Origin of the sequence: Micromonospora sp. NPDC049274, assembly GCF_040678875.1 — a bacterium.
Lineage (GTDB): Bacteria > Actinomycetota > Actinomycetes > Mycobacteriales > Micromonosporaceae > Micromonospora.
This window is the reverse complement of sequence record NZ_JBFAQS010000003.1, coordinates 511482-525537: the sequence shown is the minus strand read 5'-3', so window position 1 is coordinate 525537 and position 14056 is coordinate 511482. Positions and strand designations below refer to the sequence as shown.

The following is a 14056-nucleotide window of genomic DNA, read 5'->3' as shown; positions in this document are numbered from 1 at the left end:
CGGAAAACTGACCAGCGACGATGCCCCTCTCGACACCGCGGAGCACCCATGGCCAGTCCCCGCCTGCACGCGGCCGCCCTCGCCGGCGTCAGCGCGCTCACCCTGCTCGCCACCGCAGTCCCCGCGACGGCGGCCCGGCCGCCCTCCCCCGCCCACGACGAGCAGATCACCTTCCAGGACTGGTCCGGCCCCGCCGACTGGCACCGGGGCAGCCAGGCCGGCACCCGCGTCGTGCCCGGCGCGCGAGCGGGCATCACCCTGGCCCGCCCGGCCGGCACCATCGAGTACGCCGACCCGCACACCGGCACCACCCGCGCCTGGGAGTACGGCACCTGGACCTCGCCGGTGACCCGGATCGGCTTCGACGCGACCGAGCTGATCGCCTCCTGGAACGCCGAGACCCCCGCCGGCACCTGGATCCAGGTGGAGATGCAGGGCGGCTACACCAGCGGCGACCAGACCCCCTGGTACGTGCTGGGCCGCTGGGCGTCCGGCGACACCGACATCAAGCGGACCAGCGTCGACGAACAGGGCGACCCCTGGTCGACGATCTGGACGGACACGTTCAGCATCGACGACGCCGACGCCGGAGTGCTGCTGCGGTCGTACCAGCTGCGGCTCACCCTCTACCGGGCGCCGGGGCAGACCGCCGCGCCTGTCGTACGGATGCTCGGCGCGATGAGCTCCACAGTGCCGGACCGGTTCACCGTCCCGCCGAGCGCCGGGCACATCGCCTGGGGCGTCGAGCTGCCGGTGCCGCGCTACTCGCAGAACGTGCACGCCGGGCACTACCCCGAGTACGACGGCGGCGGTGAGGCGTGGTGCTCGCCCACCTCCACCGAGATGGTCGTCGAGTACTGGGGGCGCAAGCCGTCGGCGGCCGACACCTCCTGGGTGGACCCGACCTACCCCGATCCGACGGTGAACCACGCCGCCCGGATGACCTACGACTACGCGTACGACGGCGCCGGGAACTGGCCGTTCAACACCGCGTACGCGGCCAGCTTCCCGGGGCTGGAGGGGCGGGTGACCCGACTGCACTCGCTGGACGAGCTGGAGCGCTTCATCGCCGCCGGCATCCCCGTGGTCACCAGCCAGTCCTTCCTCGCCAGCGAGCTGGACGGGGCGAACTACGGCACCTCCGGGCACCTGTTCGTGGTGGTCGGCTTCACCGCCGACGGCGACGTCATCGTCAACGACCCCGCGTCGTCAAGCAACGACGTCGTGCGCAACGTCTACAAGCGTGCGCAGTTCGAGCAGATCTGGCTGCGGACCAAGCGCACAAACGCCAGCGGCGGAGTCTCCGGCGGCTCGGGCGGCGTCGCGTACCTGATCAAGCCGACGTCCAAGCCCTGGCCCAAGGCCCCCAACTCCACCAACTGGTAGCCCCCGCACCCCACCCACCCCGTCCCACCGGCCCGCCCCCCCGGGGCCCACCCCGGCGCGGTGATCATGAAGTTATTGCCCGACTACTCGGCGTGTCGCGGCAATAACTTCATGATCACCGCTAGGAGTCGGTGGGAGGGGTGGGGGGTTGGTCCTCGCCGGCCAGGGCTGCGCGGAGACGTTCCTTCTCCGTGCGGCGGCGGTCGGCCGCGTCGGCCATCTCGGCGGCCATCTCGTCGCGCCAGCCGCGCAACAGGAAGAAGGAGAGCGCGGCGGAGAAGACCAGCGCCAGCATCAACTTCAGAAACACGTTCATGTCGACCAGCCAGAGGCCGGCCAACACGGCGACGAACAGCCCGACCCGGCCCAGCGTGTACTTGACCGCCGCGCTCACCCGCACCACTCCGTTCTCTGCTCGCCCGCCGATGTCGGCGGAGGTCGACCCGCCCGGCGGGCGGTCGGGGTCAGCCGGTCCGGCGGGCCAGCCAACGGACGCCGGGGAACCAGACCATCGCGTACGCCACTGTGAACGCCGCCGCCCCCAACGCGCCGGACAGCAGCGCCGGGAACCCGGCACCCAACCCGGCGACCACCAGCCCCACGAGCAGCGCGACGGCAAGCGCGACGAGTGCCGCCACCACCCGGGCCGCACCGAAATCCCAGGCCCGGAAGTCGTCCCAGAACAGCCAGGCCGGCAGGATCACCGCCAGCCAACCGTTGGTGTGGCCGAAGTCGCCGGCGCCGAACGAGGCGAACGCCCACTCGAACAACACGAGCGCCAGCACGCCGATCACCAGGCCGGCCAGGCACACCCCGAGCAGGTCACCCAGGGTACGCACGCGTCCCTCGGCGTCCCGCCGGGGAAACCCGCCCTGCTGCTCGGATCCGCGCTGCTCGGTCATCGACTGCGAGGGTACGTGGTGCCTCAGGCCCAGACCTGCTGCGGCTCGGCGCGGCGCTCGGCCAGCGACGGCGCCTTGTCGTACTCCCGGACCACGTTGTAGCGGGTGTCCCGCTCGACCGGCTGGAACCCGGCATCCCAGATCAGGTGCAGCAGGTCGTCGCGGTGCATGGTGTTCGGGGTGCCGTACGAGTCGGCGTCGTGGGTGATCTTGTATTCGACCACCGAGCCGTCCAGGTCGTCCACGCCGAAGTTCAGCGAGAGCTGGGCCACCGAGAGACCGTGCATCACCCAGAAGTTCTTCAGGTGCGGCACGTTGTCGAAGAGCAGCCGGGACACGGCGAACGTCTTCAGCGACTCGGCCGGCGAGGCCATCGTGGTGCGCGCCTGGATCCGGTTACGGATCTTGCCGTCCGCCGAGTCGACGAAGTCGTGCTGGTAGCGCAGCGGGATGAAGACCGCGAAGCCGCCGGTCTCGTCCTGCAACTCACGCAGCCGTAGCACGTGGTCGACGCGGTGCCGGGGCTCCTCGATGTGGCCGTACAGCATGGTCGCCGGGGTCTTCATGCCCTTGCGGTGCGCGAGGGCATGGATCCGCGACCAGTCCTCCCAGTGGCAGGCGTGGTCGACGATGTGCTGCCGGACCTCCCAGTCGAAGATCTCCGCGCCACCGCCGGTCAGCGACTCCAGGCCGGCGTCCATCAGCTCGTCGAGGATCTCGTCGGCGCTCAGGCCACTGATCTTCTCGAACCACTGGACCTCGGTCGCCGTGAAGCACTTGAGCTTGACGTTCGGCAGCGCCGCCTTCAGCTCGCGCAGCACCTTCGGGTAGTAGCGCCACGGCAGCGTCGGGTGCAGGCCGTTGACGATGTGCAGCTCGGTGAGCTGCTCGTCCTCCATCTCCTTGGCCTTGCGAACCGCCTCGTCGATCCGCATCGTGTACGCGTCCTTCTCGCCCGGCTTGCGCTGGAACGAGCAGTACGCACACGACGCCGAGCACACGTTGGTGAGGTTGAGGTGCCGGTTGACGTTGAACATCACGCGTTCGCCGTTGAGCTCGGTGCGCTTGTGATGCGCCAGCCGCCCCAACCAGGTCAGGTCGTCGCTGTCGTAGAGGGCGATCCCGTCCTCGCGGCTCAGCCGCTCACCGGCGTACACCTTCGCTTCGAGCTCACGCTTGAGTCCGGCGTCCATGGCACGTCCCTTCCACCTGCGGTCCCTCCCGAGGGTACGTCGGCACTCGGGTGGCCCCGGCGGCACGGTCGGCGGCAGCGATCCAGTTCACCGGACTCTCAGCCTCCCGTAACCCGCCGATGCATCGACATCACTGCCATCGTGCGGTAAGACAAGGTGGGGCGGAACTCACACACTGGTACCGTCCCGACGGCCGTGCCCACCGAGCGCGGCGCCGAGCACCGGACGGGGAGTGGAATGGTCGACAGCGGGCGCGGGCGACGGCAGCGACGACGGAGCCCGGTGATCTCGCCGGTGCTGCGACCGAAGCTCTGGGCCGCCCTGCTCGGCGCGATCGCCGCCGCCGTGTTGGCCACCCCCGCGTACGCCGAGCCCGGCGTGCCCACGACGGTGCCGGACACCGGCGCCCGCCCGCCGGCGATCGGCGCGCCGCAGGTGCCCGGCAGCCCGCCCGTCGTCGGCGTCCCCGCCCCGCCGGTGGCCAACATCGGCACCGGCCCGCTGGCGGCCCAGATCGCCGCCGGTGAAAGCCAGGTCGGCCTGCTCGGCGACCAACTGCTGCTCATTCGACAGAAACGCACCGACGCGCAGGCGCAGCTCGCCGCCGCCGGCAAGGTGCTGGCGACCACGCAGGACGCCCTGCTCCGCGCCCAGCAGGCAGCCGACGCGGCCGCCTCGGACGCGGTCAAGGCGGCTGCTGCCCTGCCACCCGGCGACTTCGCCGACGACATCCAGGGCCTGAGCCGGCTCCAGCGGATCAACCGCGGCCAGAAGGTCGAGGGCGCTACCACCGCCGTGGCCGGCGAGTTGTCCCGGGCCCGCGCCAGCGAGCAGGCCGCCTATCAGGCGCACACCACGGCCAAGGCCGCCGTCGACGCCGTCGAGGCCGAGTTCGCCACCGGCGAGAAGGCACTGCGCACCGCCGAGGCCAGCCTGCTCAAACTGCGCAAGGACAACGCCGCGCAGCTGATCGAGATCGAGCGTCAGCAGGAGGCCAGCGAGCAGCAGCTGGGCGCGGGTTACGTCGCCGGCCAGAGCAGCAACGGGATGTCCGCGCACCCGCGGGCGCTGGCCGCCGTCCGGTACGCGCTCGCCCAGCGCGGCGACCCCTACAAGTGGTCCGAGGAGGGGCCGGACGCGTTCGACTGCTCGGGTCTGATGTGGGCGGCGTACCGATCCCCGGGGGCCGACTACTTCGACCTGCCCCGGGTCTCCCGCGACCAGTACGCCGCCACCCGGGCCCGCACCGTGCCGCAGAACGCACTGCTCCCCGGCGACCTGATGTTCTTCGCCTCCGGCAGCAGCTGGACCACGATCCACCACGTCGCCATGTACATCGGCAACGGCAAGATGGTGCAGGCGCCCACTACCGGCGACGTGGTCAAGGTCTCGGTGGTCAACTGGTCCCGGCTCTACGCCGCGACCCGGGTGATCGGCGCGGTGCCGACTCCGAACGTGCCCGCGCCCCCCACCACCAAGCCGACTCCCCCGCCGAAGCCGACGCCGACCACCAAGCCGACGCCCAAGCCGACCGGATCGGCCACCCCGAAGCCCACCGGCACCCCGACCCCGACCCCGAAGCCGACCGGCGGCAGCACGCCGACCCCGACGGGCAGCCCGACCAACACGCCGACGACCCTGCCGACGCCGCCCACCACGGCACCGGCCAGTTCGTCGGCCTCCGTGCCCGCCGCGCCGTCCACCAGCAGGAGCGGAACGACGAGCGACAGCCCGACGAGCAGCTCGAGCACCGACCGCTGAGCCACCACACGGGCTCCGGCTGTCCGCCCGGGGCGATCTGTGGCACGGTGACAACCAGGCACACCCGGTCCGATGTCACGGGCCGGGTGCGAGCGTGGCGCGGAGGGCGGAGATGGCCGAGCAGAGAGATCCGGTGGAGAGTGTCGACCCCGTCGTCGACCGGGCCGACCCGCCGAGGCTGACCACCGCCGATCCGGCGACCGACGCCGACACCGGCGCTGCCGGCGCCGTGCGGCGGCACAGCACCGCCACCGACGCCGGAGCCACCGACGCCGCGCCTCCCGGGGCCGACGACAACTCGGCGCTGACGGAGGCCGGCAAGGTCGACGGCGAAGCCGCCGGTGCGCGCGACGGGCAGATCGCAACGGAGGCCACCGCGCTCGACGCGAAGGCCGCCGACGCGGATGAGGCCGCCGATTCAGCCGCTGCCCCTGCGGATGGCGTTCGCGCCGATGCGGATGGCGTTCGCGCCGATGCCGGCGACAACGTCGTCGCGCTCGCCTCGGGCGCGGACGTCGAACAGCCGTCGGATGACCCCGGCCCCGGCTCGGCTGCCCTCGGGTCGGCTGCCGCGGCTCCCGTGCGGGCCCGCGCGAGCGTCGCGACCGCCGGAGCACTGCCAGGTGATCTCCCGGCGAGCGCTCCGGCCAGCGCGACGACTTATCGGGCGGGCGGTTCGGCCAGTCCGGCCGGCGTCCCGTTGCCCGGACAGCGGGCCAGCTCGACCGCCCCGGCTCGGGCCAGCGCCACCGTGCCGGGCAGCAGCCGGGTCACGGCCGGCAGCGAGGGTACGCCGGACTCCCGGGCGAGCACGTCCGCCGTCTACCGGTCGGGGCCGGTGAGTTCCGAGCCGTCGGAGCCGGCGCAGCCCCCGGGACCGGCGCAGCCTCCCGTGCCGCCGACCCCGGAACCGACGCCTCCCGGGCCGGGTGAGCCGGAGCCCGCGCCGAGTCCGGGTCCGTACCCGCCCGGTCCGTCGCCGACGCCGGGCCCCTTCCCCACGCCGCCGCCCGACCCGGTACCGCCCGTGCCCGGTCCACCCGTACCGCCGCCCTCGCCGCTGCCACCCTTGCCGGGCCCGCCGACACCGCCCGTCCCCGGGCCTCCGATGCCGCCGCCCGGCCCGCCGGTGCCCGCGCCACCGCCGCCGCCCGGTCCGATGCCGGCACCACCGTTTCCGCCGCCCCCGGCGACGATCGGCACGCAGGGCGTACGGGCCACCGCGTCGGTCTCCGCACCGCCGGCCGGCCCGGCCGGATGGTCCGCCTCGTCGCCGGTCGAGCGCGCCGACTCCGACCGGCAGGTCTCCGGCGCGTCACCCGGCTCGGGAGCACGGGCCACCGCGTCGGTATCGGCACCACCGGCAGCGGTGTCGGCCTGGTCCTCCGCCAACGAAGCGGCACCGCGAACCGTCAGCGCCCCGCAGGCTGCCCCGACCACGGCACAGCCGACGTCGGATGGCGCATCGTCGGCCCCGGGCAGCGCATGGGCATCGGCTGGCGCGTCGGCCCCGAGCAGCACCCGCACCGAGGCACCCGACTCGGCCCCACCGGTGGTGCCCGCGCCCGCGCTGCCGAGCTGGCCACCGTCCACCGCCGGCACGCCGACGAGCGCAGGCACCCCGGCGACCGGTGGTACGGGCTACCGGACGACCACGCCGCCGGGCGGCCCTGCTCGGCGGGACGCGCCGGCCGGCCCCCACGCCGGGAGGCGCGACGGCGGCACCGAACTCGCGGGCACCGTCTACGGCAGCGGTGAGGGGCCGGGGTTCGCCACGATCGCCCTGCCGGCCAACGCGGCGGTGGAGAATTCCGGCTCGCTGACCGGGCACATCCTCGCTCAGGGCTGGTCGGACACGCCGGCCGAGCGGTCGCGAAACACCCGGGTGGTAATCGTTCTGATCGCCGCGTTGGGGCTGCTGGTGGCGATCAGCGTGCTGGTCGTCCTGCTCGCGAACGATGCCATGGACGGCCTGGTGGGCGGCGTGCTCAACGGCTGATCCGACGGCCGGGTGCCATCGCGGGTCCGTGAGTCCGCCCACTACGGTCGGTCAACCGGCTGGCGGCTTCGCCGAACCGCCGTACACTGGTCGAGATCACTGACCCGGTGCGCGTGGTGCGCGCCCATGGGCGATCTTGCGGGCGATCCGGCGGCACAGCCGCGGCAGGCCATCGCGAAGATGCGCCCCGCTCGAAAGGCATTTGTTGACCACCTCTGCTGACCCCAGCACCGTTCCGACCGTTTTCGATTCCGCCCCGGTGGCGATCGACGCAGCCCCGCAGACGTCCGACGGCGTCGCGGCCGAGCCAGCCTCGACCGAGCACACGCCGGCCGAGACAGCCGAGCCAATCGACTTCGCGAGCCTCGGCCTGCCCGAGCCGCTGGTTCGGGCACTGGCGCAACAGGGCATCACCAGCCCGTTCGAGATCCAGCGGGCCACCGTTCCGGACGCGCTCGCCGGCCGGGACGTGCTGGGCCGCGGGCAGACCGGTTCGGGCAAGACGCTCGCCTTCGGTCTGCCGATGATCGCCCGGCTGGCCAACCGCAACCGGGCCCGGCCGATGCGTCCGCGCGCCCTGGTCCTGGTCCCCACCCGGGAGTTGGCCATGCAGGTCAACGACGCCCTGGTGCCGCTGGGCAAGTCCGTCGGTATCTTCCTGAAGACCGCCGTCGGCGGCGTTCCGTACGACCGCCAGATCGACGCGCTCCGGCGTGGCGTGGAGATCATCGTGGCGACCCCGGGCCGGCTCGGCGACCTGATCGAGCGGGGCATCTGCCAGCTCGACGACGTCGAGGTGACGGTGCTCGACGAGGCCGACCAGATGGCCGACATGGGCTTCCTGCCCGAGGTGACCGAACTGCTGGCGAAGACGCCGGCCAACGGTCAGCGGCTGCTCTTCTCGGCCACCCTCGACGGTGACGTCGACGCGCTGGTCAGGCGTTTCATGAACGACCCGGTGACCCATTCCACCGCGCCGTCCACCGCGTCGGTGTCCACCATGGATCACCACATGCTCCTGATCCCGCCGCACGAGAAGTTCCCGGTGGCCGCCTCGATCGCGGCTCGTGACGGGCGGACGATGGTCTTCGCGCGTACCCAACTGGGCGTCGACCGGCTGGTCGAGCAGCTCGCGGCGGTCGGCGTCCGGGCCGGTGGCCTGCACGGCGGCAAGACCCAGCGGATGCGGACCAAGACCCTGGCCGAGTTCCGCGAGGGCCGGATGAACGTCCTGGTCGCCACGGACGTGGCGGCCCGGGGCATCCACGTCGACGGTGTCACCCTGGTGCTGCACGTCGACCCCCCGAAGGACCCGAAGGACTACCTGCACCGCGCCGGCCGCACCGCCCGGGCCGGCGAGTCCGGCGCGGTCGCCACGCTGGTGCTGCCCAAGCAGCGCCGTACGACCCTCGCGATGCTGGAGAAGGCGGGCGTGGCACCGGCCGAGACCCGGGTTCGGGTCGGCGACCCGGTGCTGGGCGAGCTGATCGGCGCCCGTGAGCCCAGCGGCGTCCCGGTCCGTGTCGAGGCGGAGCCGCGTGGCTACGGCGACCGCTCCGGCGGCTCGCGTCGCTTCGACGACCGTTCCGGCGGTCCGCGTCGCTTCGGCGACCGGCCGACCGGCGAACGCCGCTACGGCGACCGGCCGCAGGGTGAGCGGCGCTTCGGCGACCGGCCGACCGGCGATCGGCAGTATGGCGACCGGCCGACCGGCGAGCGCCGCTATGCCGATCGGGACAGCCGGGGTTACGGCGACCGACCCGGTGGCGACCGCCGCTTCGGCGACCGGCCGCAGTTCGGTGACCGGGATGGCCGAGGCGACCGGCCCACCGGCGAGCGGCGCTACGGCGACCGACCGCAGGGTGAGCGCCGCTTCGGCGACCGGCCGCAGGGCGACCGCCAGTACGGCGACCGTCCCACCGGCGAGCGCCGCTTCGGCGACCGGCCCACCGGCGACCGGCAGTACGGCGACCGTCCGCAGGGTGAGCGCCGCTTCGGCGACCGTCCGCAGGGCGACCGCCAGTACGGCGACCGACCCACCGGCGAGCGGCGCTACAGCGACCGCCCGCAGGCTGACCGGGGTGACCGGCCGGGCGGTGAGCGGCGTTTCGCCGACCGGGACACCCGGGGTGGTTACCGCTCCGAGGGCCGCGGTCGGGACGACAGGCCGCGTGACGACAGGCCGCGTGACGACAGGCGCGGTTTCGGCGGCCGGCCGACGGCGCGTACCCACTGACGCACTGATCCACCCGAACGCCGTCGCGGAGCGCATGCTTCGCGGCGGCGTTCGCGCATGCCCTGCCGATGTCGGTCCGGTCGCGTAACGTCCGGCTCATGGCGACCATGCCGAAGTCGATCTTCTGGTCCCGGACGGACACCGCCGGCAGTGAGCAGGCCCTGCTCACGGACGGCGACGGGCTCGCGGCGCGGGGCACCCTGCTCGCCGTGGACCCGATCCCGTTCACCGCCCGCTACCGGTTGACCACCGCGCCCGACTGGAGCGCCGCCCGGGTCGAGGTCGAGGCCGAGGGGTCCGGCTGGATGCGCCGGGTGACCCTGGAGCGGGCCGCGTCCCGGTGGCGGGTGACAACCGCCGAGCAGGGCAACCTGGACGCCGCGCTGACCGGGGCCGGGCATCCCCGGGCCGGCCTGCCGGGCACCGACGACCCGGATCGGCTGGCCGAGGCGCTCGACGTCGACCTGAGTGGTTCGCCGCTGTTCAACTCCGGCCCGGTGCGCCGGCTCGGGCTGACCAGCGGGCCGGCCGACATGCCGCACCGGATCACCGTCGCGTGGGTGCTGCTGCCCGGCCTGGAGGTGGTGCCGGCCGAGCAGATCTACAGCGGGCTCGGGCCGGGTCGGGTGCGCTTCGCCAGCGGCACCTTCACCGCCGACATCGACCTGGACGCCGACGGCTATGTGGTGCGCTACCCCGGCCTGGCGGAGCGCATCGACCCACGCTGACCGAGCCGATCCGACACGCCTCCGGGCCGGCGGCCGAAGCCAGACCCGCATCGCAGGCCAGAGCCCCCGCCCAGAGACAGCCCGGCGGGGACGCGCTGCTCAGGCGGGCCAGGCGCCGGTGGCGAGGAAGCGCTCGATGGTGGCGGCATGGGGTGCCAGGTCGAGGCCCTGGGCGGCCACCCATTCGTCGGAGTAGTACGTGTCGGCGTACCGGACACCGGCGTCACAGATCAGACTGACCACCGAGCCGGTCCGGCCCTGGGCGAGCATTCCGGCGATCAGGCCGAACGCGCCCCACAGGTTGGTGCCGGTGGAGCCGCCCACGCGGCGGCCGAGCACCGCCGAGCCGGCGCGCATCGCGGCCAGCGAGGCGGCGTCCGGCACCTGGACCATCCGGTCCACGACCGAGGGCAGGAAGGACGCCTCCACGGCGGGCCGACCGATCCCCTCGATGCGGGAGCCCTTGCCGGTGCGTACCGACCAGTCGGCGGCCAGCCAGGCCGGATAGAACGCGGAGTTGTCCGGGTCGACGACGCAGAGCTTGGTGGCCAGGCGGCGGTAGCGGGCGTACCGGCCGATGGTGGCGCTGGTGCCCCCGGTGCCGGCGCCCACGACTACCCACGCCGGGATGGGGTGCCGTTCCAACTCCAACTGCGCGTAGATCGACTCGGCGATGTTGTTGTTGCCCCGCCAGTCGGTGGCCCGTTCGGCGTACGTGAACTGGTCCATGAAGTGGCCGCCCGAGTCCTCGGCCAGCCAGCGGGCCTCGACCACGACGCTTGCCGGGTCGTCCACCAGGTGGCAGCGCCCGCCCTGGAACTCGATCTGCGTGATCTTCTCGGGCGAGGTGGAGGCGGGCATCACGGCGATGAACGGCAGCCCGAGCATCCGGGCGAAGTACGCCTCGGAGACCGCCGTGGAGCCCGAGGACGCCTCGACGATCGTGGTCTGCGGCCCGATCCAGCCGTTGCAGAGGCCGTAGAGGAACAGCGAACGGGCCAGCCGGTGCTTCAGCGAGCCGGTCGGATGTGACGACTCGTCCTTGAGGTAGAGGTCGATCCCCCAGGCCCGGGGCAGCGGGAACGGCAGCAGGTGGGTGTCGGCCGAGCGGTTCGCGTCCGCCTCGACGGCGGCGATCGCCTCGGTCACCCAGCTGCGGCTGGTCTCGTCGCACCGGTCGAGATGAGTCACGCTCGGAAACCTAGCAAGCAGGTCAGCGGTGGTCAGCGCCGGTCCGGTGGGGTGCCCGACGGCGTTGTCGGCGTTGCCCGGCCCGGCCGGCGGCCTGGACGAGAGGGGTCAGTGCGACGGCGAGTCGGGGCAGGGCGTCCAGCAGCCGGACCTGGGCGCCCCGCCAGCGGGGCAGGCTGACCACCGGACGGGGTCGGCGGGCCAACCGGGCCGCGCGGGCGGCCACCCGCTGCGGCGTCAGCATCGACCCGGTGAACGAGGCCAGCGCGCCCGGGTCGTCGAGCCGGTCGTGCAGCATCGGGGTCCAGATGCCGTCCGGGCAGAGGCAGGAGACGTGCACCCGCCGGTACCCGGCCATGCGCAGGTCGGACAGGGTGCCGAGGCTGAACGCGAGCAGAGCGTGCTTGCTGGCGGCGTACACCGTCTCGCCGGGTGCGGCGACGAGCCCGGCCAGCGAGACGATGTTCAGGACGTGGCCGTGGCCCTGGCCGCGCATGACCGCCAGCGCCGCCAGCGTGCCGTTCATGGCGCCGAGCGCGTTGACGTCGAGCACGCGGCGGCGGGTCGGCCCGTCGTGTTCCCAGGAGGGGCCGGTGACCAGGATGCCGGCGTTGTTGACCCAGAGGCCGAGGCCGCCTCGGCCCGCGGCGGTCGCCGCGATCTCGGCGCACGCGATCTCGTCGCGGACGTCCAGGGCGGCCGACCAGCCGCCGAACGGCACGGCGGCTGCCGCTGCCGCGTCCGGGTCGAGGTCGGTGAGCAGCACCGACCAGCCGTCGGCGTGCAGCGCGGCGGCGACGGCGCGGCCCAGGCCGCCGGCGGCTCCGGTCACCACTGCCGCGCCGCGTCCCGGCGAGGTCATCGGCGCACGCTACCGCCGCCCGGCAGAGGACACCAGGGCCAGGGTCAGGCGGGCTGCGGGCCGACCGGCTGGGGGCGGTTCTCCCACTTGGTGGAGAGGGCGATGGCGGTACGCGTGGAGGCGACCCCGGGGGTCCGGTTCAGCCGCACGATGAGCTGCTCCAGCTCGGCGATCGTGCCGACCCTGGCCTTGAGGAGGAACGACTCGACGCCGGCCATGAAGTAGCAGGACTCGATCTCGGGCAGCACCCGCAGCGACTCCAGCATGTCGTCCGAGTCCGCGCCGGAGTCCTCGACGATGCCGATGAGCGCGGTGACGCCCAGCCCGATCGCCTCGGGTTCCACGTCCGCGCGGTAGCCCCGGACCACGCCGCTGCTCTCCAGCTTGCCGACGCGTTCGTGCACGGCCGGGGCGGAGAGGCCCACCTGTCGGGCCAGCTCGGCGTACGAGAGGCGGGCGTTGCCCCGCAGCAGGTCGACGAGGCTCAGGTCGATGGCGTCCACGGAGAGTGACCTTAACGGGTTGGGCGTAACGCGATGCCTTCGGCATCCGTTGGTCAGAACAGTGAGTAACTGTTCATAAACTGACGGTCTAGGTAGGGGTTGCACCAGTACCATTTACTAACTTCCCAGTCAGTGCATTTTTCGCGTTTGGCGGACAGGCCAGGTCCCTGGTGCTGTAATTGCCATACGTCCCTCATGACGGCTCTGGGCTCGCACCAGCCGGGGGCAGTGTGTTCAGCCAGGGGCTTCGTCGACGCGAGGAGGGGGCTGTGGACACTGGAGATCGCCTGCTGACACCGGGTGAGGTCGCCGCGCTGTTTCGGGTGGACCCGAAAACTGTGACGAGATGGGCGGCGGCCGGCCGGATAGGAAGCATCCGGACTCCAGGCGGGCATCGCCGGTTTCGGGAATCCGAGGTGCGGGCCCTGCTTGAGGGGGAGGGCATGCTGGACGAGGTGGACGAGGTCGGAAAGCCACGCAATGTGGGACCGGCCGCCTCCACCGGGCCGGGTCCGGCCAACGCCGGCATGTACTGAACTGGTGCGGACAACGTCAGGCGGACCGGACACCAGTCCGGTCCGCGTCCCGCTGCGACGATCCACCGGGCGGCACGGCAGCACGGGCTGAGCCGAGGGCTCAGCTCCGGGCCGCGCCCAGCTGGCCCGACCACCGGCGGAACAGGGTGTGTGGCACGCCGAGCGCGTCCAGCACCTTGCCGGCCACGAAGTCGACGAGTTGCTGCGCGCTGGCCGCCGCGCCCGCGCCGTAGAAGCCGGGGCTGGCCGGCAGCACCACCGCCCCGGCGTCGTGCAACGCGATGAGATGCTCCAGGTGGCTGCGGGTCACCGGGGTCTCCCGGGGCACCACCACCACCGGTCGGCGCTCCTTGAGGTTGACCTCGGCGGCGCGCTGCAGCAGGTCCTTGGAGAGCCCGATCGCGATGCCCGCGCAGGCCGCCGTGCTCGCGGGCACCACTGCCATTCCGCGTACCCGGTAGGAGCCGCTGCTGGGCCCGGCCGCCAGGTCGCCCGCCGGCCAGTGCCGTACGTCCGCGTCGGTCAGGTCCCGGTCGAGCCAGGCCGCGAGGTCCTCGGCCCAGTGCGCGTCGCGGAACGACAGGCCGGTCTCGTCGAGCACGGTGAGCCGTGCCGCCCGGGACACGATGAGGTCCACCGGCTCGCCCGCGTCGAGCAGCCCGCCGACCACGGCCGCCGCGTACGGCGTGCCGGAGGCTCCGGAGACCCCGATCACCCATGGTTCCCGCATCCCTCCAGCCTGCCTGGTCCGCGTCGCGG

General features: G+C 73.1%; 13 protein-coding genes. 6 read left to right on the top strand and 7 right to left on the bottom strand.

Annotated elements, in window-relative coordinates:
- Nucleotides 1-48 precede the first annotated feature (48 nt).
- On the top strand, nt 49-1386 hold the full coding sequence (locus AB0K10_RS08860; RefSeq protein WP_363681349.1) for a C39 family peptidase: 1338 nt from the start codon (nt 49-51) through the stop codon (nt 1384-1386).
- A 121-nt stretch (nt 1387-1507) separates the two neighbouring features.
- On the opposite strand, the gene AB0K10_RS08855 is transcribed toward AB0K10_RS08860, so the two are convergent.
- The 3 genes from AB0K10_RS08855 to mqnE form a co-directional block, all read right to left on the bottom strand.
- A complete protein-coding gene (locus tag AB0K10_RS08855) occupies nt 1508-1780 on the bottom strand; it encodes a DUF4229 domain-containing protein (RefSeq protein WP_363681347.1) in 273 nt (90 codons plus the stop codon).
- 70 nt (nt 1781-1850) lie between these two features.
- Entirely contained in the window at nt 1851-2288 is a 438-nt protein-coding gene (locus AB0K10_RS08850) for a hypothetical protein (RefSeq protein ID WP_363681345.1), read from the bottom strand.
- Between the two features lie 23 nt (nt 2289-2311).
- Nucleotides 2312-3481, bottom strand: a complete 1170-nt coding sequence (mqnE, locus tag AB0K10_RS08845) for an aminofutalosine synthase MqnE (protein WP_354853815.1) — start codon at nt 3479-3481, stop codon at nt 2312-2314.
- A 237-nt stretch (nt 3482-3718) separates the two neighbouring features.
- On the opposite strand from mqnE, the gene AB0K10_RS08840 reads away from it, so the two are divergent.
- From AB0K10_RS08840 to AB0K10_RS08825, 4 genes are all read left to right on the top strand, one after another.
- Complete coding sequence (locus tag AB0K10_RS08840) at nt 3719-5242, top strand: C40 family peptidase (protein WP_363681447.1); 1524 nt, start codon at nt 3719-3721, stop codon at nt 5240-5242.
- Nucleotides 5243-5354: 112 nt separating this feature from the next.
- Entirely contained in the window at nt 5355-7241 is a 1887-nt protein-coding gene (locus tag AB0K10_RS08835; RefSeq protein ID WP_363681343.1) for a hypothetical protein, read from the top strand.
- A gap of 259 nt (nt 7242-7500) precedes the next feature.
- Nucleotides 7501-9477 carry a DEAD/DEAH box helicase gene (locus AB0K10_RS08830; RefSeq protein WP_363681342.1) on the top strand — a complete coding sequence of 659 codons (1977 nt, stop codon included), beginning with the start codon at nt 7501-7503 and terminating at the stop codon, nt 9475-9477.
- A 107-nt stretch (nt 9478-9584) separates the two neighbouring features.
- Nucleotides 9585-10205, top strand: coding sequence for a putative glycolipid-binding domain-containing protein (locus AB0K10_RS08825; RefSeq protein WP_363681445.1), 621 nt, complete (start codon nt 9585-9587; stop codon nt 10203-10205).
- 99 nt (nt 10206-10304) lie between these two features.
- On the opposite strand, the gene AB0K10_RS08820 is transcribed toward AB0K10_RS08825, so the two are convergent.
- The 3 genes from AB0K10_RS08820 to AB0K10_RS08810 are packed head-to-tail and all read right to left on the bottom strand — an operon-like array spanning nt 10305 to nt 12761.
- Nucleotides 10305-11396: a PLP-dependent cysteine synthase family protein gene (locus AB0K10_RS08820; protein ID WP_363681340.1), complete on the bottom strand. Its 1092-nt coding sequence runs from the start codon at nt 11394-11396 to the stop codon at nt 10305-10307.
- A 22-nt stretch (nt 11397-11418) separates the two neighbouring features.
- Entirely contained in the window at nt 11419-12258 is an 840-nt protein-coding gene (locus tag AB0K10_RS08815; RefSeq protein ID WP_363681338.1) for an SDR family oxidoreductase, read from the bottom strand.
- 44 nt (nt 12259-12302) lie between these two features.
- Nucleotides 12303-12761, bottom strand: coding sequence for an Lrp/AsnC family transcriptional regulator (locus AB0K10_RS08810; protein WP_363681336.1), 459 nt, complete (start codon nt 12759-12761; stop codon nt 12303-12305).
- 269 nt (nt 12762-13030) lie between these two features.
- Here AB0K10_RS08810 and AB0K10_RS08805 point away from each other — a divergent pair, with 269 nt between their 5' ends.
- Nucleotides 13031-13297 (top strand): BldC family transcriptional regulator, encoded by a 267-nt coding sequence (locus AB0K10_RS08805; protein WP_007454516.1) that lies wholly within the window; start codon nt 13031-13033, stop codon nt 13295-13297.
- A 100-nt stretch (nt 13298-13397) separates the two neighbouring features.
- Here the strand turns inward: AB0K10_RS08805 and AB0K10_RS08800 are convergent, their stop codons facing one another.
- A complete protein-coding gene (locus tag AB0K10_RS08800; protein WP_363681334.1) occupies nt 13398-14027 on the bottom strand; it encodes a UbiX family flavin prenyltransferase in 630 nt (209 codons plus the stop codon).
- Between the last annotated feature and the right edge of the window lie 29 nt (nt 14028-14056).

Excerpts from the sequence above, each read along its gene's own strand:
- AB0K10_RS08860 (WP_363681349.1), top strand. The coding sequence starts at position 49 with ATGGCCAGTCCCCGCCTGCACGCGGCCGCCCTCGCCGGCGTCAGCGCG.
- AB0K10_RS08850 (WP_363681345.1), bottom strand. The coding sequence starts at position 2,288 with ATGACCGAGCAGCGCGGATCCGAGCAGCAGGGCGGGTTTCCCCGGCGG.
- mqnE (WP_354853815.1), bottom strand. The coding sequence starts at position 3,481 with ATGGACGCCGGACTCAAGCGTGAGCTCGAAGCGAAGGTGTACGCCGGT.
- AB0K10_RS08840 (WP_363681447.1), top strand. The coding sequence starts at position 3,719 with ATGGTCGACAGCGGGCGCGGGCGACGGCAGCGACGACGGAGCCCGGTG.
- AB0K10_RS08835 (WP_363681343.1), top strand. The coding sequence starts at position 5,355 with ATGGCCGAGCAGAGAGATCCGGTGGAGAGTGTCGACCCCGTCGTCGAC.
- AB0K10_RS08825 (WP_363681445.1), top strand. The coding sequence starts at position 9,585 with ATGCCGAAGTCGATCTTCTGGTCCCGGACGGACACCGCCGGCAGTGAG.
- AB0K10_RS08815 (WP_363681338.1), bottom strand. The coding sequence starts at position 12,258 with ATGACCTCGCCGGGACGCGGCGCGGCAGTGGTGACCGGAGCCGCCGGC.
- AB0K10_RS08800 (WP_363681334.1), bottom strand. The coding sequence starts at position 14,027 with ATGCGGGAACCATGGGTGATCGGGGTCTCCGGAGCCTCCGGCACGCCG.